This is a genomic window from Desulfolutivibrio sulfodismutans DSM 3696, from assembly GCF_013376455.1.
Lineage (GTDB): Bacteria > Desulfobacterota > Desulfovibrionia > Desulfovibrionales > Desulfovibrionaceae > Desulfolutivibrio > Desulfolutivibrio sulfodismutans.
Genome location: NZ_CP045504.1, coordinates 4089395 through 4109678 on the forward strand (window position 1 = coordinate 4089395; position 20284 = coordinate 4109678).

A 20284-nucleotide genomic window follows, 5' to 3' on the forward strand; every position below is an offset into this window, starting at 1 on the left:
AGGCGGGACGGGGGGCGGCACATGGGCGCGCCACGCGGCCAGCAGAACATGTCGGCGAAGGAAGCCCGGGTGTCCCCCGGTCGAGGGGCGGCCGGTCAGGCGTACCGCGGTTTGCCCGGGCAGTGGGGCCGCAGTCCGATGCCGGGGGGCTGTCGATCAGCGGGGGGACGCAGGGTCGCCAGTTCCCGAGGGGGCTGTCCGGCGGCCACGACGGACGTGATGTCGGCCGGTTCGTCGCCGTCCCACGTCGCCGTGACCGCCCCCAGGGCGGCCGTGACGTAGACCGGACAGCCCCGCCGGGCCAGTTCCGCCAGAGCCTTGTCCGCAGGATATCGGAAGCGGTTGCCCGGGCCGCAACTGATGAAGGCCGCCCGGGGATTGACAGCCTTGTAAAAGGCCCGGCTGACGCTGGTGGCCGAGCCGTGGTGGGGCAGGACCAGCACCTCGGCCGACATGTCCCGACCCGAGGCCACAAGCATGCGAATGGCCTTTTTTTCGATGTCGCCGCACAACAAGGCCAGCCCGCGTCCGTTTTTCACCAGCCGCAGCACCACCGAGGCGTCGTTGGCCTTGCCTGTAAATCCCGCTGGCGGATGAAGCACCTCCAGGGCCGCGCCGTTCCCCAGGTCGAGCCTGTCTCCGGCGGCCAGGGGGCGCGGGGCCAGCCCCGAGGCGGCCACGGCCCGTGTGAGCGCCGCATCCGGCGCCCCGGCGTCGGGCGAGGCGCTTTCGGCGAAAAAGCCCACATCGAAGCGGGACAGGGGCCAGATGAGCCCCTGGGCGTGGTCGGTGTGCCCATGGGTCAGGATCATGCCCGCCAGCTCCGGGCTGCGGCCATAGGCCAGGGCGGGACCGGTCACGGCCCGGCCCATGTCGAAATTGCCGAACCCCGTGCCGCCGCCGTCCACCAGGATGCGCCGCCCGCCAGTGACTTCCGCCACCAGGGCCTGGCCCTGTCCCACGTCGATCATGGTCAACCGCACCTCGCCGGACAGGTCGCGCCAGGCCTGCCGCACGCCCGGCGCGGCCAGAAGGGCCAGCCCCACGGCCAGGACCATGCCCGGCAGCCTGCCGTCCGGCCGCTTCCGCCACCACACGGCCAGGGCCGAGCATAAAAGGAAGTAGCCCACGATCTCCGGCCACAAGGGACGCAGCACGGCGGCCGCATCCAGAAACCCCAGGCCGTCCTGCCAGGCCAGAAGTCCCATGAGCCAATCGCAGACCCAGGCCGCCGGGACGTAGAACACGGCCGCCGCATCCGGGGAGAGAAAGGAGGTGAGAAGCCCGGCCAGCCCCAGGGGCATGACCACGAAGCCCAAAACCGGAAGCCACAGCAGATTCAGATAGACATGGGGGCTCAGCTCCCCGAACTCCAGGGCCAGGATCGGCAGGATGGCGGCCTCGGCGGACAGGGAGGTCCACAGGATGCCGAAAATCCATAAGGCCGCCGGGCGGGAGATTTCGGGCAGGGGCAGGCGGTCGAAGATGGCCTGCCCCAGAGGCCAGAATACCCCCAGACCGGCCACGGCCAGGGCCGAGAGCTGCAATCTGATGTCGAAGACCGACAGGGGGGAGACGGCGACGATGATGGCCAGGGCCAGGAACAGCCCGTCCAGCATGACCCGGGGCCTGTCCAGGAGGATGAGCGCGCCGAAGCAGCCGAACATCAGCGCCGCGCGCACCAAAGACGGCGAGAATCCGCCCAGCCAGACGTAGCCCGCCACCAGCGGCGCGGCCAAAAGGACCACCAGCTTCTGCCGGGGCAGGCGCAGGTAGATGGCGGGCCGCAGCCGCCCGATCAGCCGGATCGCCAGCCAGACCATGGCCGCCACGTAGCCCACATGCATGCCGGACAGGGCCAGGGCATGGGCCAGCGAGGCCCGGCGCACCAGATCCATGTCTGTGCCGGTCAGGGCCGAGGTGTCGCCGGTGAGAAGCGCCAGGAGCATGGCCCCGCCGGGCGTTGGGGGCGTGACCGAGGCGTCCTGATCGTGGGGGGCGTCGGCGGCCCGGCCGGTTCCGGAGAGGCCCGCCTCATCCGCAACGGCCTTTTCCGGCGTCCTGTCCGCGCGGGCCTGCCCTGTCGTACGCCCCGGTGCGTTCCCCTGTCCGGATTCGGCAATCGCGCCGGGGGCGTCCGCCGGGGGCGGCGTCACGGCGTCCAGGATGGCGCGCCGCACGTTTTGCCGCACCTCGCGCCACGGGCTGTCCGAGGCTGTAAGCAGGATCGGCTGGTCGCCCCGGGCATAGATGCGGAAAAACACGTCCTCCAGGCGGCGGGCAAAAACCGTGTCAAAGCCCCCGGGATTGCGGAAGCTGGTGACCGGCCGCACCCGGGCGGCCAGGGCCAGGACGTCGCCGGGGGAGGGACGCCAGGCGGGGTTGTCCCAGGTGAGCAAAAGGCGTCCCGGCAGTGGGACGGGCCGCCGGGCGACGTGGGCGTCTTTCGGATCGGCCTTTGCCGTGGGGGTTGTCAGGCGGGGATCGTCCAAGACCACGGACAACCGGTCCCCGGGCAGGGGGGTGACCGAGGCCGCCGTCCCGACCACCACCGTGCGCGTTCCGGTCAGGACATCCCGGGGCGTACGCGCGGGTGGGTCAGGCAGGGCCAGGGCCGCCATCCCCAGGCCCAGGCCGAAGGCCAGGGGGGCCAGGGCCAGCACCCCTTTGCCGGTTCGCGTGGCCAGGGCCAAAAGGACCGTGGCCGAAAGGGCCGCCACGGCCGCCTGGGGGACGCGCAGGGCCAGGATGCCGCACACGGCGCATACGAAAAGGATCTGCCAGGGCAGGAGCGGGGTTTGCGTATGGCCCATGGCGGGGTATGGTGGGCAAAATCGGAAGGGGCGTCAATGGCCGCCGCCTTTTCGTCATGACAGGGGAAACGGGATGGGCTATACACGGCGATCCATGAAAATCTCCGGAGGCATCCCATGACCCGTCTGCTGATCCTTGCGATCCTGTGCGCAACGGCTGTCGCCTGCGGGCCCGTGCGGCCCCTGACCGATTCCGAGGTCTACAGCTTCTGCCTCATGGGTGGCACCATGGTGGACGACACCTGCGACTCGGAGCAGGACATCTGCGACGCCTACCGCGATGTGGTGTCCATGACCTACTCTGGACTCAGTCCCTGCCTGGACGCCTGCAACGCGGCCTATGAGCGCCTGATCCGGGTGCAGTACGTCGGAAACTGCTTCTCACGCATCAATAATGGCCAGGACATCTGCATCCAGTATTGCCGCCGCGAGTATCCGAAGCCGTGACGCGTTCCGCTGACGCCGCTTCCCCGGGCGGCATCGGCCGAAGGTGCCGCGTCATGATCTGAATAAGGACGCCGCCGTGCGCTGGCGAGTCGCCCCACGGCCGGATTTGGTGCAACGTCAAACGCCGCAAGGAGTGCCCATGGCCGCCAAGAAAATTCTCATGCTGGTTGGGGATTACGTGGAAGACTACGAGGTGATGGTCCCGTTCCAGATGCTCCTCATGGTGGGCCATACGGTCCATGCCGTGTGCCCGGGCAAAAAGGCCGGGGATACGGTGCGCACCGCCATCCACGACTTCGAGGGCGACCAGACCTACAGCGAAAAGCCCGGCCACAATTTCGGCATCAACTTCGACTTCGACGCCGTGGACCCGGCCGCCTACGACGCCCTGGTCATCCCCGGCGGCCGCGCCCCGGAATACATCCGGTTAAACGACCGGGTCATCGAGATCACCAAGCATTTCGCCGCCGCCAAAAAGCCCATCGCCGCCGTGTGCCACGGCCAGCAGGTGCTGGTGGCCGCCGACGTGGTGGCGGGCAAGACCTGCATGGCCTATCCGGCCGTCAAGCCGGACATCCTGCGGGCCGGAGGCGCCTATCACGAGGTCAACGCCACCTATTCCAACGCCTGCACCGACGGCAACCTGGTCACGGCCCCGGCCTGGCCCGCCCATCCCGAATGGATGAAGCAGTTTCTGGTCCTTCTCGGCTCGAAGATCGAGGCCTAGGCCTTTCCCCCTGGACGCATCCGCCTGCGGCGCGATCCGGCCCTTCGGATCGCGCCGCACAATTGCCGTTTGCTTTCGGGCCGTGGCATGGTAAAACCCCCATCGGGGACGGAGGGAGCAGGCGGCCCGGTTCGACGGGCGTCGCGCGTCGCGTGGGCCTGCGGCCGTCCCAAAGGACACGCCCGAATGAATCACATGCCCAGGATATCCTTGCGAAATAGTCGCACCCGCCTGCCGAAGATGAACAAGAACCGGCTGCTTCTGCTTTTTTCCTTCGTCCTTTTCAGCGTGGCCGCCTATTTCGTCATCGACCACCTGACCGACGACTCCCTGGCGGTCAAACTCAAAAAAACCACGGCCTTTGTCGAAGAGGTCCACGAGCAGAAAAACGTCCTGACCATCGTCACCTCACAGGGCTTTTTCGTGGTGGACCCCGGCCTTCAGTCCGAAAAATTCAAAAACATCTCGGAGTTCTTCAAAAAGGCCATGCAGGACGGCTCGCCCGTGCGCATCGACTACAAGGACGTGGGTACGGACAAGGTCATCGAAAACGTGTTCTACCGCGCCGAGTCCAACAAGTTCGGCAAGATCAACTCCCTCAAATAGCCCCGTTCTCCGGCCTTTCCCCGACCGCGTCGGCCATGCTTTTTCCGCCCCCTTTGGGGCCGCACCCGTTGCGTCTGCCCACCAGGCACAGCGACAGGTAGTGCGGCGCGTCCGGAACCTGATCCAGGCCGCGCCACATCCGTTCGCCGTCGATGCCAAGCCGGGTGGCGAAGACCGTCTGCCCGTCGCGCCCCGCCCGGCGCAGCATCTCCCGGATGTCCGGGAAGTTGCGGTAGGCCTTTAAAATCACCGCCCGATCCGCCGTGCCCAAAAGCGCCTCCAGGCGCGCCGCGTCGCCCACCCCGGACAGGATGAGCAGGTTCTCCCCGGACTCGGCCAGGATTTCGCCCGAGGCCGCCGCCGCCGCCTGGTACGAGGTGATGCCCGGCACGATGCACACCCGGGCCTCGGGCAAAAGCGCCCGCAGCCGGGGCAGCAGATAGCCGAAGGTGCTGTACAGCAGGGGGTCGCCCAGGGTGATGAAGGCCGCGTCCCGGCCGCTCTCCAGGATGTCCGCCGTCAGGCGGGCGTTTTTCTCCCAGGCCGCGTCGAGTACGTCCTGGTCCCGGGTCATGGGAAACCCCAGGCGCACCACCCGGGCCCCCGGCCGCAGGTGCGGCGAGACGATATTGAGAGCCAGGGAATAGTCATTTTTGGTGGAGGAGGCGGCCAGGATCACCTCCACCTGTCCCAGGACGCGCGCCGCCTTGAGCGTCAAAAGTTCCGGGTCGCCGGGGCCCGCGCCGATGCCGAAAAGCGTGCCCAGGCTCATGGCCTGCCCCCCGTCGCGGCCCAGCGTTCCGGAAAAAGCAGCCGGGCCAGATCCTCGACCCCCGCCACGCCCTCCGGTCCCGGGCGGCTCAGTTTCCGGCCCGTGAACACCGCCGTGCGCCCGGCCGCAACCGCCGTCAGCCCCGCAAAATGCGGCCTGTCGGCCAGGGCCGTGGGGGCCGGATTCATGGGGCCGACTTCCACCACATAGACATCAGGATCGATCCGCACCAGTTCCTCCTCGCCAATCCGGGCCACCCGGCCGGGCGCATCCGGCACAAGCCTGCCTCCGGCCCGGGCCACGGCGTCGGCAGCCATGGAGTCCTTCCCGGCAGCCAAAAGATTGGGATAGCGCAATTCCACAAAGACCGTGGGCCGCTTGTCGGCCCCGGCCACCATTTCCGAAACCCGGTCCAGACGCTGCCGCAGCCCCGTGACGAAACGCGCCGCCGCCTCCGGTTCGCCCGTCAGCGCCCCGAGCCGTTCGGCCATGGAAAAAAGCCCTTCGAAATCGTGCACGTCGAACACCGCCACCGGGATGCCCATGCGCCGGATGGCCGCCGCCGCCTCAAGCGATTCCCCCCGCCCGGCGAGCTGCACCACCAGATCCGGCTTTTGCGCCAAGACCAGCTCCAGGTTCGGGCGCATATGGGTGCCGATGCTCGGAAGCGCGGCCACCTCGGCTGGTTCCTGATCCGCGTCCGTGCGCGCCGCCAGAAGTCCCGAAAGCCCCATGCCGCACAGCGTCTCGTTCACCGCGCCGGTCAGGGCGATCACCCGCCGCGCCGGGCGTTCCAAGACCACCCGTTCCCCGAAGTCGTCCGTAGCCTCAACCCCGGCCCGGGCCACTCCCGCCGCCAGCACCAACACCGCCGCCATGGCCGGGAACCACCACGCCCTGAGGCGCGCCCGTGACCGGATGGGCAAACACATGAAACGTCGTCTCATAGACCTCTTCCACTCTCTCGCGGGTGAAGACCGTCCGCGTGGGACCGTCGGCCAGCACCCGGCCGTTTTTTAAAAATATCAGCCGGTCGCAGAAAAGCGCCGCCAGATTCAGATCATGCACGGCCGACACCACCGTGAGTCCGGCCGCGTTTTTCTCCCGAAGCAGATCGTACATGGCCGCCTTCCTGGCCACGTCCAGGTTCGCCGCCGCCTCGTCCAGAAGCAAAATGTCCGTGGACTGGCAAAGCGCCCGGGCCAAAAGCGCCGTCTGGAACTCGCCCCCGGACAGGGCCGTGGTCTGCCTGTCGGCCAGGACCGCCATCCCGGTCTCATCCATGGCCGACTGCGCCGCCGCGCGGTCCTGCGGCCCGTAGGCCCCCAAAAGCGACAGGTACGGATAGCGTCCCAAAAGCACCAGGGAGGTGACCGTCATGCCCGGGACCGGCCCGGCCCGCTGCGGCACCGCCGCCACCATCCCGGCCCGCTGGCGTGGCCGTAATTCCCCGATCTCGTTCCCCGCGATGCGCACGGTCCCCGCCATGGGCTTCAGCACCCCGGACAGCACATGTAAAAGCGTGGTCTTGCCGCTGCCGTTTGGCCCCAGAAGCCCCGTCATCTCGCCCCGCACTATACGCAGATCGATGCCGCGCAAGACCTCCCGGCCGCCGTATCCGGCCCGCAGACCGCAGCATTCGATCATGACCCGCCCCCGGGCCTTCTGCGCAGCAAAAAGAGAAAAAAAGGACCGCCCAGAAGCGCCGTCACCACCCCCACGGGCAGTTCCGCGCCGCCCGGCAAAATCGTGCGGGCCACGATGTCCGACCATACCAAAAGCGTGCCTCCCAAAAGCCCGGATGCGGCCAAAAGCCCCCGGCTCGAGGCCCCAAACGCCATGCGCGCCAGATGCGGCACCGCCAGCCCCACAAATCCGATCACGCCGCAGACCGAAACCGCCGCCCCGGCCATGATGCTGGCCGCCGCCAAAAGCCGCACCCGCACCCGGGCCGCGTCCACCCCCAGCTGCACCGCCTGGGCCTCGCCCAAGGCCAGCACGTCCAACTCCCGGGAATAGCGCCACACCACCAGCGTCCCCAGCCCGAAATACGGCAGATACAGCCAGACGTCCGCCGCACCCCGGCCCTGAAAGCCGCCCATGATCCAAAACACGATGCTCGCCGTGGATTCCTCGTTGAGCGCCTTGAAAAGCGAAATGCACGCCGACAAAAACGCCGAAACCACAATCCCGGCCAAAACCAGGGTCTCCCGCGTCGCCCCGCCCGAGCGGCGCGAGAGCGTCAACGCCGCCGCCAAGGCCAGAAGCGATCCGGCCAACGCGCATAGCGGGATCACCGAAAGGCCCGGAAAAAACGCCATCCCAGCCCAACCCAGGTTCCAACCAAGCCCCAATGCCACGGCCGCGCCAAAGGCCGCGCCGCCCGAAACCCCCAGCGTGAACGGCTCAGCCAACGGATTGCGCAGCACGCCCTGAAACGCCACCCCGGACATGGCCAGACCCGCGCCCACCAGCCAGGCCAAAATCACCCGGTATAAACGCATCTGCACCACGACCGTCACCCAGACCGGATCATAGTCCCGGCCGCCCGCCAAGATGCCCAGCACCGCCTGCCACGACACCGGATACGGCCCGGCCAGACACCCGGCCACCAGCGTCGTCGGCGCCGCAGCCAGCATGGCGATCATCGCGAGACGTGGCATAGGGCTCCTTGGTGCGTCAGGGCTGCCGCCCCGAACCCCGCCCGGGGGAAATCATTTCCCCCGGACCCCCTGGTATCGTGGGCCGGTTTCCCGGCGCGTCGCGCCGGGAGACCGGCCCACGGACGCCAGGGGTTTCGGCGCAATGTTTTTCCCGAGCGCCGCGCCGCCGGGAGGGAGTGCGCCTTGCGCCCGGGATTCGCGACGGCCCCGGCCCGGAATGCGCAGCAGGCCGGGCCGGGGCCGTCGCGTAACACGGGGTGCAGGGGGGTTACCCCCCTGCCGGGGGGCTCGGGGGGCAGCGCCCCCCGAATGCCACGGTCGGCTCGGGGGGCAGCGCCCCCCGATTGCCCGGTTGGCTTGGCTTATTTCAAGTGGTCAAGGGTTTGGGCCAGGTGTTTCAGGTAGATGTCGGCCACGGGGTCTTGTCCGGCCATGCCTTTGAGGACGGGGGTACTGGCGATGCCGTCTTTGGCGAGGACGGATTTCCAGGAATCGGGTTCGTCGCCGGCCATGTCGTTTTGGGCGTGGTCTCCGGCCACGGCCATGAGCGGCGCGAGGTAGACCTTTTTGATGGAGCGTTTTTTGAGTTCCGCGACGACGTCGTCGAGGCTCGGCGTGCCTTCGACGGTGCCGACGAAGACGGCGGGGTCGAGTTTCGAGAAATAGAACTGCAGGCCGGGGTAGAAGATGTTGCCCTGGTGGTGCGTGCCATGTCCCATAAAGACCACGGCGTCGCCGGGCTTGCGCTCAGCCGGGAGGGTTTTCAGGAACGCGGCGGCCACGGCGGGCATATCGGCCGGGTCGGACATGAGCGGTTCGCTCAGGCCGATTTTGTCGAAGCCCTTGGGCAGTCCGTCGAAGGCGGCCACGGTGCGGGCCAGTCCGTTATATTCCTCGCCGGGAATAAAAAGCGTGGTCAAAACGGCGACCTTGGTGAAGCCGTCGTCCATCATTTTGGCCAGCGCCGTGATCGGCGAATCGACCTTTTGGCCCGACTCGGCGAGCTTGTTGCGGATAATGTTCGAGGAATAGGCCCGGCGCACGTCGTATTTGGGATAGGCGGCCTTGACCTTGGTTTCGAGGCTTTTCAGGGCGGCCTCGGCGTCGGGGACGCTTGTGCCGAAAAAGGCCAGCAGGATGCCGGTTTTTTCCGGACGCTCCTTGTCGCCGTGGGCCAGGGCCAGGGCGGGCACAAGGAGCAGGAAAAGGATCGCGAACCATGCGGCGTGCCGCTTGGGGCGCGGGACGGGGATAAGGGACATGTGGACCTCCAACGTTTGGTGTGGATGGGGTGGAGGCTCGCGGGGCGGAAACGAAAAATCCCTCCCACGCGACACAGCGCGCGGAAGGGAGCCCGTATTTGTTCCCGTCCATGCCGTCGGCAAAATTCCTCGTTGCCGTCGGGGCGAAGCCAGTTCCCGGGCAGGTCTTCCGGCTCGTCCCACCGGTCCCGGCCTTCCCGGGTGAAACACCCAGTGGCGCGCGGGGGGATCGGTTGTAAAAGGACTTACGGCGGCGGGACCGCTCCCGATTTGCACGGGATTCCCTATCAAGCTCACGGTGAGCACCCAGGACAGGGGAGGGAGTTAGTCCGGGGCGGTCAGGGTGTCAAGGCGGCTGGGCGCAGGGCGACCGGGCGGGGCGGCTCAGGGGGCGGGTTTTGGCTTGGCCACGATGACGCCGCGCTTGACCAGCTCCTTGAAATCCTTGGCCTTGGTGAGCAGGGTAGGGATGTTGAAGCTTTCCAGGGTTTGCAGGAGCAACTGCATCAAGTCCTTGCTGGCCTTGGCCTCCATGACCACGATGGCTGGTTCGCCTGCCGCGATAAGCTCCTGGGCGAGATCCCAGGGGGCCTTGAAAGTGCGGCCGTCGTCGAGTTGGTAGAAGTTCACGTTTACGCGCACGACGCTGGCTGCGGCCGGGGCTGCGGCGGCGAGAACGCACAGGGCGATCACGGCGGCACATAGGACCGCCGGGCGGCGCGGGAATCGGGCATTTTGCATGGCGGGGCTCCTGGTCCGGGTGGCGGGATATGGCCCTGGCGAAAGAAACGAGGCCACGAGAGACGGCCAACCCGTGGACATCGCGACGGAAACAGTATAGAAGCGAAACCTCAATTCCCGCAAGACAAGGAGCAGGCCCATGCAACTCGATTTTTCCGGTCTCATCGTCCTTTTCGGTTTCCTGTCCGTCCTGGTGGCGTCGCTGACCATCAAGTATCAGCAGGAAAACAAGCCCAAGGATATCGACTGGTAGAGACGGGGCTTCCCGTTTTGGCGGTGTCGGCGCACACCGCCCCGGATGTGTTCGTACGTTCTGCGTTGTCGCCCACGCGGCGGACGGCGCGTTTTTTTGTCGCCTTCTGGCGCCGGAAACCCCGAAGCGGGGTTACTTGCGCCGAAACTGCCTCTTGTCCCCCACCCGCACGGTGATCTTTTCCTTGTCCATGTATTCCAGGTAGGGGATGGCGAACTTGCGCGACAGCCCGGCGATGTCCTTGAAGTTGGCCGGGTCCATCTCCTTGGCCGTCTCGAAATACGCCGCCACCCGCTCCACCAGATCCTTGAAGGCCGGGGCCGCGCAGAACATGTCTTCCTTGATCTTGACCAGATGCCCCTGGGCCAGAAGCAGCTTGTAGACCGGCTGGGCGTCCTTGAAAGTCAGGTTCAGGGGCTCCAGCACGTCTTTTAAGTTGGGCGGGGTCAGGCCTCCGTCGTCGTAGATTTTTTTGAGCGTCTCAAAGAGCTTGGCCTGATCCGAAGCCATGGACACCTTGTGGTCCGGCAGGCGCAAAAGCTCCTGGTCGGCGGCCAGCCTGCCGGTTTTGAGCAGCCGCTCCACCAGGAAATGGAAGAGCTTGGGGAAAAGCGCCTTGCCGAAGGTGGAGGCCAGTTCCCCCCGGGGCAGCCCCTGCTTCATGGGTTCGCGCTTGTGGAAGGCGGCCACGGCGTTAAGCAACCCGTCCGACAGGGCGGCGATGACCGAGGCCGCCACGTAGACCCGGCCTTCCCTGCCCTCGCGGTCGACCAGCGCCGCCTCGCCCTTGTCGCACAGCTTGCCCAGGGCCTTTTCCAACTCCCGCGATTCCAGGTCGCTTAAGACCATGAGCCGGGCGAAGCTTAGGCCCTCGGTCCCGGCCAGTTCCAGTTGCACCGGGATGACCTCCTCCCGGGCGGCCGCGCCCAGGCGGCGCAACGGTTCCAGTTCGGCCTCGGCGAAACGCTTCACCTTGCGGCCGAGCGGCGAGACGATGCGACCTCCGGCCACGGTGCGCAGCGGCGAATAGGCGCGCACCACGCATCTGTCGCCGAACACTCCGGCCAGGGGCTCGGTGAAGCGCACCTGGCATACGGCCGTCTCGCCGGGTTCGAGCTTCTCCCGGTCCAGCAGGAAGATGCGGGCCAGGGTCTCCTTGGTGCCGTGGTGGAAATGGATCTCCGTGCGGTGCTTGATGGAGCGCGGGCAGGAGCCCAGACAGGTCAGCTCCACATCCCACACCAGACTCGGAAACAGCGTGCCCGGCAACGCCAGCACCTCGCCGCGCTCCAGGTCGTCCACCTCGAGTCCCGGCAGGTTTACGGCCGTGCGCCGTCCGGCCGGAGACTCCTGCACGGGCTCGCCATGCGACTGGAGGTTGCGGATCTTGGACGTGGTTTCCTTGGGATAGGCCACCACGTCGTCGCCGACCTTGAAGCTTCCGGCGATGAGGGTGCCGGTGACCACCGTGCCGTAGCCCCGAAGGGTGAACACCCGGTCGATGGGCAGCCTCGCCAGGTCCGAGCGGCGGCGCGGCTGGTAGGTGTCCACCAGTTCGGCCAGGGCGGCCCGAAGCGCATCAAGGCCCTGGCCGGTGTGGGCCGAGACCGGGTAGATGGGCGCGTCCGCCAGGAAGGTGCCGGAGAGGTAGTTCGCCACGTCCTCCTTGACCATCTCCAGCCAGTCCTCGTCCACCATGTCGATCTTGGTCAGGGCCACCAGACCGGTTTTGATGCCGAGCAGGGTGCAGATTTCCAGATGCTCGCGGGTCTGGGGCATGATGCCCTCGTCGGCGGCGATGACCAGGGTCACGAAGTCGATGCCCGCCGCGCCCGCCACCATGTTTTTGACGAACCGCTCGTGGCCGGGCACGTCGATGATCCCGAGCCGCCTATCGCCGGGCAGGTCCAGGAAGGCGAACCCGAGTTCGATGGTGATGCCGCGCTTTTTTTCCTCGACCAAACGGTCGCAGTCGATGCCCGTTAAGGCCTTGATCAGCGTTGTCTTGCCGTGGTCGATGTGTCCGGCGGTACCCATGATGACCGGCATGGAGCGTCCTTTCCGCGCTGGGGCGGGGTCGTGCGAGTGGCCAGGGGGGCCTCTCCAGGGAGAATACGGGCGTATTCTCCCCGGGATGCCGCGTTTAGCTCTGCAAAAAGGCCTTGTAGGCCAGCATGGTGGCGTACAGGTCGGCCACGCTGGACAGCTCGAAGGGGCTGTGCATGGACAGAACCGGCGGCCCGAAGTCGATGACGTCCATGCCGTACACGGCCAGAAACTTGGCCACCGTGCCGCCGCCGCCGTGGTCCACCTTGCCCAGTTCCGCCATCTGCCAGGGCACCCCGGCCTTGGCCAGCACGCCGCGCAGCCAGGCCACGTATTCCGGGTGCGCGTCGTTGGCCCCCACCTTGCCCCGGTGGCCCGTGAACTTGCAAAAGCACGGGCCGTAGCCCAGAAGCGCGGCATTGAGCTTTTCATGCAAGTCCTGGTAGTCCGGGTCCATGGCCGCATGTACGTCGGCTGACAGGGCCTTGGACTTTTCATAGATGCGGCGCGGCTTGGCCCTGGGCTCCCACCCGGCGACCAGATCCTCCAGGCAGTATTCGAAAAAGTGCGACTTGGCCCCGGTGGACCCTTCCGAGCCGATCTCCTCCTTGTCCCAGAAAAGCACCACCTGGGTGTGCTCCGGGCGCGGCGCGGCCAAAAGGGCCATGAGCCCGGCATAGACGCAGATGCGGTCGTCCTGGCCGAAGCCGCCGATGATGCCGCCGTCCAGGCCCACGCGCCGGGCCGCCCCGGCGGGCACGGCCTGGAGCTCGGCGCTGTAGAGGTCTTCCTCGGTGATGCCGTAGCGGGCGTTGAGCAGCGTAAGCACCTTGTGCTTGATGGGGCTTTTGCCGTCGCCCTTGTCCTTGGCCGGCTTTTTGCCTTCCTCGGCCGGGCTGTGGCCCAGGATGATGTTCAGCTTTTCGGCCTCGAAGGCGTCCGATAGCTTCTTGTCCGCCTGCTTGTAGGCCAAGTGCGGCAGCAGGTCGGAGATGGCGAAAACCGGGTCGCTGGCCTCCTCGCCGATGCACACCGGGACGACCGTGCCGTCTTTTTTGACCACCACGCCATGCAGGGCCAGGGGCCGGGCCAGCCATTGGTGTTTGCGGATGCCGCCGTAATAATGGGTCTTGGCCTGGGCCACGGCGCATTCCTGGTACAGCGGGCGCTGCTTGAGATCCAGACGCGGGGTGTCGGCATGCGCCCCTACCAGCCGAAATCCGGCCGACAGCGGCCGTTTGCCCTTGCGGGCCGCGAAAAGTGTCTTGCCCTTGGCCACGCGAAAGACCGCATCGCCCTTGAAGTCGCCAGCGGCGCTCTCCATAAATCCGGCCATGCGCAACGCGCCGCGCACAAACTCCACGGTTTCGCGTTCGGTCTTGCAGCGGCTTAAAAAATCCATGTAGCCCACGGCCAGTTTTTCCATGGCCGTTTTCGATTTTTTATCCGTATACACGTCCCAGCAATTTTTCGTCTCAAACTCCAGCTCGATCATGCGGTCTCCTTTTTCGCTTGCCGAAAAACTTTATCTGGCGTTGCCCGCGACGGCAACACCTCCCCCCGCATCTTACTCCAGGGCCTGCACCAACGCTTGCGCCGCAACCGCCAGTTCGTCCTCGGCCAGGGTGCGCGGGTCGAGGCACAGGGTATCGTGTTCGATGCGCGCCACCAGGGGCGGCGTGACGCCCAGCAGCCGTTCGCGCAGGGCGTCGGCGGTGACGGCGGCGTCGGCGGGGGTTATGGCCACCAGCGTGGTGGCCAGGTCTTCTTCGGGGAACGCGCCGCCGCCCACGCGTGACGCGCCGGGCCGCGTCGTGGCGGTCATGAGCTGCGGGGCGGTCTTATTGATGATGGCGGCCAGGCGGCGGGCCTTTTTGCGCAGGGTGTCGGGCGACTGGCCGATGAGCGCCAGGGTGGGGACTTTGGCGGCGGCCAGGGCCGGGTCGAGGTACAGGCGAAGGGTGGCCTCCAGGGCGGCCAGGGTCATCTTGTCGATGCGTAGGGCCCGGTTCAGGGGATTTTTCTTGATGCGGTCGATGTAGTGTTTTTTGCCGACGATGATTCCGGCCTGGGGGCCGCCCAGCACCTTGTCGCCGCTGAAGCTGACCACGTCCGCGCCGTCGGCCACCACACGCTGCACGGTGGGTTCGTGGCCCATGGCCAGTATGGAGAAGTCGAAGAGGTTGCCCGAGCCCAGGTCTTCGATGACCGGCAGGTTGTGGGCCTGGCCGATCTCCTGGAGTTCCTTGAGAGGGACTTCCTTGGTGAAGCCGATGATCTTGAAATTGGAGGTGTGGACCTTGAGCAGGGCGGCGGTGGCGTCCGTGATGGCGTTTTCGTAGTCGCGGCGGTGGGTGCGGTTGGTGGCCCCGACTTCCTTTAAGATCGCGCCGCTTTTGGCCATGACCTCGGGGATGCGGAAGGAGCCGCCGATTTCGACCAACTGGCCCCGGGAGACGATGACCTCGCGGCCTTTGGCCAGGGTGTCCAGGATGATGAGCACGGCGGCGGCGTTGTTGTTGACCACCAAGGCGGCTTCGGCGCCGGTGAGGGTTTTTAGGAGGTCTTCGACGTGGGAATAGCGGCTGCCGCGTTCGCCGGTGGCCAGGTCGAACTCCAGGTTGGAATAGCGGGCGGCGGCCTCGGCCACGGCGGTCACGGCGGCGTCGGCCAGAAGCGAGCGGCCCAGGTTGGTATGCACCACCACGCCTGTGGCGTTTAAGACGCGCCGGAAGCGCGGCTTGGTGTGGGCGGCGGCGAAGGCGCACAGGCGCGGGGCCAGGGCGGGAAGGGCCAGGGCCTCGGGGCCGGGGACGAGCCCGGCGCGAATCTCCTCGCGCACCACGTCCAGGAAGCGGTCGGCGGCCTGGCGCAGAAGCGGCCGGGGCAGGCTGTCGAAGGGCTTTTTGCTGACGAGATGGGCCAGTACGGCGTCCATGGACGGCAGATGTCGGAAAAGCGTGGTCATGGCGTGGTCCCGGGGGCTGTTTTGTATGGTTGCGCCGGATGTTGCGCGTGCGTGGCATAGCGCACTCCGGGGGCCAAGGCAATTTTTCAGGCACGTAAGCGGCCGGGCATGCATTGCCGAACGTGCGACGACGCGGTATGGGGGCGGCATGTACGAAAAAGAGAGCATCAGCACGGCGACGCGGCGCGCGTGGCGCATGTGCGTTGCGGCGGCCGTGTGGGCGGTGGTGTGGCTTCTGCCGTGCGGCGCGCCCGAGGTTATGGCCGCAGGGCCGAAGATGTCCAGCGCGCCGAGCGCGGCCACGGAGATACGCGGCTCGCTGGTGACCGCGCCCGGGGCGGGCAAGGCGGCGGCGTTGCGGGAGAGCAGGCGGGGCCGGGGCGGCAACGCGACCCAGGGACCGGTGAAGACGACCGCCTCGGTGCCCCGGCGCTATCCGGAGCTTGTCCAGTCCGGGCGGCTGATCGAGCTGGTGAACCGCTACAGCACGAAACACGGGGTGGATGCGCGGCTGGTGTATTCGCTGATCGAGCAGGAATCGCGGTTCAACAAGATGGCCGTTTCGCCCAAGGGGGCGCAGGGGCTGATGCAGATCATGCCGGACACGCAGCGGTTTTTGGGGCTTTCGGACCCGTTTGACGAGGAAAAAAACATCGACGCCGGGGTGCGGTACTTAAAAGCCATGCTGGACCGCTTTCAGACCGAGGTCATGGCCCTGGCGGCGTACAACGCGGGCCCCGAGGCCGTGGCCCGGCATAACGGCGTGCCGCCGTATGATGAGACGAAGGATTACGTGCTGCGGGTGGTGGATCGCTATTTCTTTTTACGCATCAAGTATCCGTCGGGCAACATCGGCGAGATCGCGGCGGCCGAGGCGGGCTTGTGAGGCTGTCGGCATCGGCCCCGGGGGCATGGGACGCCCGTTTTCGGGGATACGAGAGGGACGGGGTTGCGGGATGAAGGACATTGCGCGGTTTCTGTCGGGCTTTCGGACGTTCCAACAAAACTATTTCTGCGCCGAGACCGAATATTTCGCGCGCCTGCGGGAGCGCCAGAGCCCCAGGGCGCTGGTGGTGGCGTGCAGCGATTCGCGGGTGGACCCGGCGCTTCTTATGGGCTGCGAGCCGGGGGACATTTTCGTGGTGCGCAACGTGGCCAACCTGGCGCCGCCGTACGACGCCGGAAGCGGCCTGCACGGCGTGAGCGCGGCCCTGGAATACGGGGTGAAGCACCTTGAGGTGGAGCATATCATCGTGCTGGGGCATTCGTCGTGCGGCGGCATCGGGGCGCTTCTGCGGTCGGACGGCGGAGAGCTCGGGGAGTTCATCGGCCCGTGGGTGGGGATCGCGCGGGAGGCGGTTCAGGAGATACAGGAGGAGTTTCGGGACAAGCCCGAGGCGGTGCGGCAGCGCGGCTGCGAGATGGCGGCGATATTGGTGTCGATAGGGAACCTGCTGACGTTTCCGTGGATCAGGGAGCGCATTGAGGCCAAGGCGCTGTATATCCACGGCTGGTACTTCGACATGGCTACGGGGGAGCTTTTGAGCTACCTGTCCGAGACTGGGACGTTCGAGGTGCTGGTGGCGCGGTGTGTGGGGTGAGTAATCTCCTTTTTGTTGCAAACCAAATTTGCGTGGAAGATCACCAATATAGTGCTGCTGACCTTATTTCAGCCTATTCATCGGTAAATGGAAAATCTGTAGCGAGCTTACGGCTATATACGCAGTAATTTTTAAGAGTCTGGTACTCTGTCCAGCATATATAGAAAAAAAGTTTGTTATAGTTGCCTTGATCTAGATATTTAATCCATTCATCGTAGCTTGCAGCGTTTTTTGGTCTTGACGGGTGTTCTTTGTCCAAGTGTTTTTTTTCATTTCTTGATTTTCCTTCAGTGTAGAATGCATCTCTGGCAAAATCTCCAACTACATCATCTCTATGTCTTTGGTTTTTAAGCCATTTAGGGAATGTGATTGTTGAACATAAATATTCAACTTCAGGTTTGAAGTCGGTTTGGGGTTCTTTGCCAACGTTCTCACAATTGCAAAAAACAGATATTGTGCCGGTTATTACGCTGAATTCTGCGTTGCAACTTGTGCATGTTCCAAAAGAAAACTCTCTGTCATGACCAGATACGGGATCATCACCAAATCCAGGATGATGATATGCAAAAAAAGGAGTGGCCTTTGTTTGGTTGTCTGCCATATGATATAATCTTTTTGCGGTCGGTATACTTTTAATAAGGACTGGGTTCGAACAAATTGGGCAGGTACATTCGATTTGAAGTGTGAGCATAGGGGCCTCCTTTTTTTGAAACCCCTATCATGGATTAACAAGCATTTGTCAATAACTATCTGAAAAAATAGACCATATGAGTATTCGGGCGTTAATTTGTGATGAGAATTGTCATGCAAAAGGTCTCTATCGTCGCAAGCCTCCCTTCTGTAATCAACGACCTTGTCCGTCCGCTTGGGCTCTGCAAAGAGAAACTTCATATTCGACAGCGGCACGTATTGCGAGGCCTCCACACCGTGGACGCCCATGCCGCCCCCATGAGGGCGGAGTGGATCTGGGCAAAACCGGTAATCCCCTTGCCATCGCCCAGGAGAATCGCTATTTATGTCTTGCCGCCTCGCTACCACTACCAATTTGAGGCGGCTACGAAGAGGCCCTCCTACGCGAGGGCTTTTACTTTTGGGTCGGACGACATGGAATCGCGGTTAGGGAGCGAGTACGGCAAGTCTCGGCATCTGCGTCAGTAGTTGATGATCTTGTCCGCCAGCTTCACCTGCTCATAGAGAAACTTCATATTCGACAGCGGCACGTACTGCGAGGCCTCCACACCGTGGACGCCCATGCACTTGCCTCAGGCCGCGAGTTTGCCGTCGCTTAGGGCGAACACCTTGGCCTGCTCGGCGATGGGGAACGCCTCCGAATCCCCGGCGTACAGGTCCACGGCCGGGCCGTTCAAAAACAGCGTCACCTCTTCGCCTTCGTTCAAAAGGAAGTTGCCGAACCGCACGGCGTTCCACTTGATTTCCGGGTCGGGGCTGGAAAGGATAAGAAGTATTTGCATGAGCTATCACTCCTGCCGTTTTGGATAGAAATATCCGATGGCTATGGAGTGTCAAGACGCCCGGGCAAAAAAACGGCTGCTCCCCGCGCCGGACGTCTGCCAGGGCCGCCGCAGATGCGGCGCGTTCTCACTTCTTCCAATACGGATGCGAAATATCCTCAAACGCCGAAAGCGCCGCCGTGGCCCCCTGCCCCACGGCGGTGACGATCTGCCGCACCCCGCCGGTCACGTCGCCGCAGGCATAGACCCTGGGGATGCTCGTGCGCATGCCCGCATCCACCTTGATATAGCCCGCTTCGTCCAGGGCTAGCCCGATGTCCTGGGCCAGCCCGGTCACCGGGATGTACCCCACGGCCACGAAGAGCGCCCTGACCGCAAGCTCCCGCGTGCTCCCGTCGGCCATGTTTTTGAGCCGCACCGCCGTCACGCCCGCGTCATCGCCCAGAACCTCCTCCACCACCGTGTTCCAGACCACCTCCACGCCTTCCTTCTCCAGCGCGTCCACCAGATGCTTTTCAGCCCGGAATGCGTCCCGGCGGTGGATGATCGTGACCGTTGCCCCAAGCCGGGCCAGATGCAGGGCCTCGGTGAGCGCGGTGTTGCCGCCGCCGACCACGGCCACGGCCGCGTCCTTGTAGAGGTAGCCGTCGCAGGCCGCGCAGGCGCTTACGCCGCGCCCGAAATAGCGGTCTTCGCCCGGGATGCCGAGCTTGCGCCAGGTGGCCCCGGTGGCCAGGATCACCGCTCGGCACAGGTAGACCGTTTCGCCCAGGTCCACCTCGATGCGCCTGCCGATCTTGATCTCGTCCACCCCCGCGCCCTCGATGACGGGCACGTACTGCCGGGTCTGGGCCGCCACCATCTCCATGAGCTTGCCCCCGGGAACCGTGGCGAAGCCCGGATAGTTCTCCACCTGCGGGGTCACGGTCACCTGCCCGCCGATCACGGCCTTCTCCAGGACCACGGCGGTCATCCCGCCCCGGGCGGCGTACATCCCGGCTGTCAGCCCGGCCGGTCCCGCCCCGACGACCACCACGTCCACCTCCTTGACCGTCACGTCCCCGGCATGATCGTGGCCGGGGGCCGTGTCCGTTGCGTCGGCCCGGACGGGCGCGGACTGCATGGATGCCAATTCGGCCACGAACCGGTCCTCGGGCTCAAGGCCCAGGATGGCCAGCGGGGCCAGACTGCCGTCGGGGTCTTCGATGATGGTGTGGGGCACGGATCCCACGCCGCGCGCCGTGGCCGCCTCGGTGTGCTGGGCGGCGTCGATGCAGGCGGCGGCGACCAGATCCGGGCGCTCGATGGCGCAGCGGAAGGCGTTTAAGACCTGGCCCGGGCAATAGGGGCAGGCCGGATTGACGAACACCGTGACCCGGCGCGGGTCTTTCAGGGCGGCCAGCCGCTTTTTCGCAGGCTCGGACAGGCCGCTTTGCCGGGCTGAGACGCGCAAAAGGACTTCCATGAAGGTGCGCACCTCCTCCCCAAGCGGCGCTCCCAGGTAGCGGATGGACAGGTCATCCGGGGAAAACAACAGGGTGGGGGAGAAGTCCACGCCCCGGGTTTTGGCCGCGTCGTCGGACAGGGCGAAGGCCTTCACCTGGATGCGCTCGTCCAGGCGCGACAGGTCGCGAAGGAACTTGAGGAGATAGTCGTTGTAGGGCGCATTTTGGCCCGGCGCGGTGAAGACTTCAAGGGCTACGGGACCGGAGAGCTTCTCGAAAAGCCGGAGCACGTCGCGCCGGGTGTCCTGGGGCAAAAACCAGTCGTCGCCCGGGGAGGGAGCGGATACGCCCGCCGCGTCTTGGGTGGTGTCGCCTGCGGTCGGGGGACTTTGGGAAGGCGCCTTCTCCTCGGATTTATTGTCGGAAAACGGACTCATGGGCGGCTCCTTGGGCTGCGGGCGGTGCGGT

Annotated in this window: 18 protein-coding genes and 1 riboswitch; of the genes, 5 read left to right on the forward strand and 13 right to left on the reverse strand. The window is 65.5% G+C overall.

Annotation, left to right across the window (positions count from 1 at the left end):
* Positions 1–95 precede the first annotated feature (95 nt).
* On the reverse strand, positions 96–2813 hold the full coding sequence (locus GD606_RS18620) for a DNA internalization-related competence protein ComEC/Rec2 (protein WP_176629350.1): 2718 nt from the start codon (positions 2811–2813) through the stop codon (positions 96–98).
* Between the two features lie 117 nt (positions 2814–2930).
* Between GD606_RS18620 and GD606_RS18625 the strand changes: the two genes are divergently transcribed.
* From GD606_RS18625 to GD606_RS18635, 3 genes are all read left to right on the forward strand, one after another.
* A complete protein-coding gene (locus tag GD606_RS18625) occupies positions 2931–3260 on the forward strand; it encodes a hypothetical protein (protein ID WP_163303185.1) in 330 nt (109 codons plus the stop codon).
* 139 nt (positions 3261–3399) lie between these two features.
* Positions 3400–3987 carry a DJ-1/PfpI family protein gene (locus GD606_RS18630; RefSeq protein ID WP_163303184.1) on the forward strand — a complete coding sequence of 196 codons (588 nt, stop codon included), beginning with the start codon at positions 3400–3402 and terminating at the stop codon, positions 3985–3987.
* Positions 3988–4173: 186 nt separating this feature from the next.
* Positions 4174–4593, forward strand: a complete 420-nt coding sequence (locus tag GD606_RS18635; protein WP_163303183.1) for a hypothetical protein — start codon at positions 4174–4176, stop codon at positions 4591–4593.
* Here the strand turns inward: GD606_RS18635 and cobI are convergent.
* From cobI to selA, 9 genes are all read right to left on the reverse strand, one after another.
* Positions 4586–5365, reverse strand: coding sequence for a precorrin-2 C(20)-methyltransferase (gene cobI, locus GD606_RS18640; protein WP_163303182.1), 780 nt, complete (start codon positions 5363–5365; stop codon positions 4586–4588). The two genes, GD606_RS18635 and cobI, sit on opposite strands and share 8 nt — an antisense overlap.
* Complete coding sequence (locus GD606_RS18645) at positions 5362–6243, reverse strand: ABC transporter substrate-binding protein (RefSeq protein WP_163303181.1); 882 nt, start codon at positions 6241–6243, stop codon at positions 5362–5364. Before GD606_RS18645 ends, cobI begins: the two co-directional genes overlap by 4 nt.
* Positions 6194–7012 carry an ABC transporter ATP-binding protein gene (locus GD606_RS18650; RefSeq protein WP_163303180.1) on the reverse strand — a complete coding sequence of 273 codons (819 nt, stop codon included), beginning with the start codon at positions 7010–7012 and terminating at the stop codon, positions 6194–6196. The genes GD606_RS18645 and GD606_RS18650 overlap by 50 nt, the downstream gene beginning before the upstream one ends.
* The gene (locus tag GD606_RS18655; RefSeq protein ID WP_246298888.1) at positions 7009–8028 is read right to left on the reverse strand and encodes a FecCD family ABC transporter permease; all 1020 of its coding nucleotides are present in this window, start codon (positions 8026–8028) and stop codon (positions 7009–7011) included. Before GD606_RS18655 ends, GD606_RS18650 begins: the two co-directional genes overlap by 4 nt.
* A 362-nt stretch (positions 8029–8390) precedes the next feature.
* Positions 8391–9290: a sirohydrochlorin cobaltochelatase gene (locus tag GD606_RS18660; protein ID WP_163303041.1), complete on the reverse strand. Its 900-nt coding sequence runs from the start codon at positions 9288–9290 to the stop codon at positions 8391–8393.
* Positions 9291–9432: 142 nt separating this feature from the next.
* Positions 9433–9615, reverse strand: a riboswitch (cobalamin riboswitch).
* Positions 9616–9674: 59 nt separating this feature from the next.
* Positions 9675–10031 carry a hypothetical protein gene (locus GD606_RS18665; protein ID WP_246298889.1) on the reverse strand — a complete coding sequence of 119 codons (357 nt, stop codon included), beginning with the start codon at positions 10029–10031 and terminating at the stop codon, positions 9675–9677.
* Positions 10032–10416: 385 nt separating this feature from the next.
* Complete coding sequence (gene selB / locus GD606_RS18670; RefSeq protein ID WP_163303042.1) at positions 10417–12333, reverse strand: selenocysteine-specific translation elongation factor; 1917 nt, start codon at positions 12331–12333, stop codon at positions 10417–10419.
* Positions 12334–12427: 94 nt separating this feature from the next.
* Positions 12428–13825, reverse strand: a complete 1398-nt coding sequence (locus GD606_RS18675; protein ID WP_163303043.1) for an aminopeptidase — start codon at positions 13823–13825, stop codon at positions 12428–12430.
* Positions 13826–13897: 72 nt separating this feature from the next.
* On the reverse strand, positions 13898–15298 hold the full coding sequence (selA, locus tag GD606_RS18680) for an L-seryl-tRNA(Sec) selenium transferase (RefSeq protein WP_163303044.1): 1401 nt from the start codon (positions 15296–15298) through the stop codon (positions 13898–13900).
* 148 nt (positions 15299–15446) lie between these two features.
* Between selA and GD606_RS20820 the strand changes: the two genes are divergently transcribed.
* On the forward strand, positions 15447–16184 hold the full coding sequence (locus tag GD606_RS20820; RefSeq protein WP_281362015.1) for a lytic transglycosylase domain-containing protein: 738 nt from the start codon (positions 15447–15449) through the stop codon (positions 16182–16184).
* Between the two features lie 70 nt (positions 16185–16254).
* Complete coding sequence (locus GD606_RS18690; RefSeq protein WP_163303045.1) at positions 16255–16899, forward strand: carbonic anhydrase; 645 nt, start codon at positions 16255–16257, stop codon at positions 16897–16899.
* Positions 16900–16972: 73 nt separating this feature from the next.
* Here the strand turns inward: GD606_RS18690 and GD606_RS18695 are convergent, their stop codons facing one another.
* The 3 genes from GD606_RS18695 to GD606_RS18705 all read right to left on the reverse strand — a co-directional run bounded on the left by GD606_RS18695 (position 16973) and on the right by GD606_RS18705 (position 20253).
* The gene (locus tag GD606_RS18695; RefSeq protein WP_163303046.1) at positions 16973–17590 is read right to left on the reverse strand and encodes a YozE family protein; all 618 of its coding nucleotides are present in this window, start codon (positions 17588–17590) and stop codon (positions 16973–16975) included.
* 460 nt (positions 17591–18050) lie between these two features.
* Positions 18051–18371 (reverse strand): DsrE family protein, encoded by a 321-nt coding sequence (locus GD606_RS18700; RefSeq protein WP_246298890.1) that lies wholly within the window; start codon positions 18369–18371, stop codon positions 18051–18053.
* A gap of 127 nt (positions 18372–18498) precedes the next feature.
* Positions 18499–20253 carry an FAD-dependent oxidoreductase gene (locus GD606_RS18705; RefSeq protein ID WP_163303048.1) on the reverse strand — a complete coding sequence of 585 codons (1755 nt, stop codon included), beginning with the start codon at positions 20251–20253 and terminating at the stop codon, positions 18499–18501.
* Positions 20254–20284: the final 31 nt, after the last annotated feature.

What these genes read in the sequence shown, in the direction of transcription:
- GD606_RS18645 (WP_163303181.1), bottom strand. Translation starts at nt 6,243, where the DNA reads ATGGCGGCGGTGTTGGTGCTGGCGGCGGGAGTGGCCCGGGCCGGGGTT.
- GD606_RS18625 (WP_163303185.1), top strand. Translation starts at nt 2,931, where the DNA reads ATGACCCGTCTGCTGATCCTTGCGATCCTGTGCGCAACGGCTGTCGCC.
- GD606_RS18635 (WP_163303183.1), top strand. Translation starts at nt 4,174, where the DNA reads ATGAATCACATGCCCAGGATATCCTTGCGAAATAGTCGCACCCGCCTG.
- GD606_RS18650 (WP_163303180.1), bottom strand. Translation starts at nt 7,012, where the DNA reads ATGATCGAATGCTGCGGTCTGCGGGCCGGATACGGCGGCCGGGAGGTC.
- selA (WP_163303044.1), bottom strand. Translation starts at nt 15,298, where the DNA reads ATGACCACGCTTTTCCGACATCTGCCGTCCATGGACGCCGTACTGGCC.
- GD606_RS18675 (WP_163303043.1), bottom strand. Translation starts at nt 13,825, where the DNA reads ATGATCGAGCTGGAGTTTGAGACGAAAAATTGCTGGGACGTGTATACG.
- GD606_RS18655 (WP_246298888.1), bottom strand. Translation starts at nt 8,028, where the DNA reads ATGCCACGTCTCGCGATGATCGCCATGCTGGCTGCGGCGCCGACGACG.
- GD606_RS18620 (WP_176629350.1), bottom strand. Translation starts at nt 2,813, where the DNA reads ATGGGCCATACGCAAACCCCGCTCCTGCCCTGGCAGATCCTTTTCGTA.
- GD606_RS18705 (WP_163303048.1), bottom strand. Translation starts at nt 20,253, where the DNA reads ATGAGTCCGTTTTCCGACAATAAATCCGAGGAGAAGGCGCCTTCCCAA.
- GD606_RS18695 (WP_163303046.1), bottom strand. Translation starts at nt 17,590, where the DNA reads ATGCTCACACTTCAAATCGAATGTACCTGCCCAATTTGTTCGAACCCA.
- cobI (WP_163303182.1), bottom strand. Translation starts at nt 5,365, where the DNA reads ATGAGCCTGGGCACGCTTTTCGGCATCGGCGCGGGCCCCGGCGACCCG.
- GD606_RS20820 (WP_281362015.1), top strand. Translation starts at nt 15,447, where the DNA reads ATGTACGAAAAAGAGAGCATCAGCACGGCGACGCGGCGCGCGTGGCGC.
- GD606_RS18630 (WP_163303184.1), top strand. Translation starts at nt 3,400, where the DNA reads ATGGCCGCCAAGAAAATTCTCATGCTGGTTGGGGATTACGTGGAAGAC.
- GD606_RS18660 (WP_163303041.1), bottom strand. Translation starts at nt 9,290, where the DNA reads ATGTCCCTTATCCCCGTCCCGCGCCCCAAGCGGCACGCCGCATGGTTC.
- GD606_RS18690 (WP_163303045.1), top strand. Translation starts at nt 16,255, where the DNA reads ATGAAGGACATTGCGCGGTTTCTGTCGGGCTTTCGGACGTTCCAACAA.
- selB (WP_163303042.1), bottom strand. Translation starts at nt 12,333, where the DNA reads ATGCCGGTCATCATGGGTACCGCCGGACACATCGACCACGGCAAGACA.
- GD606_RS18665 (WP_246298889.1), bottom strand. Translation starts at nt 10,031, where the DNA reads ATGCAAAATGCCCGATTCCCGCGCCGCCCGGCGGTCCTATGTGCCGCC.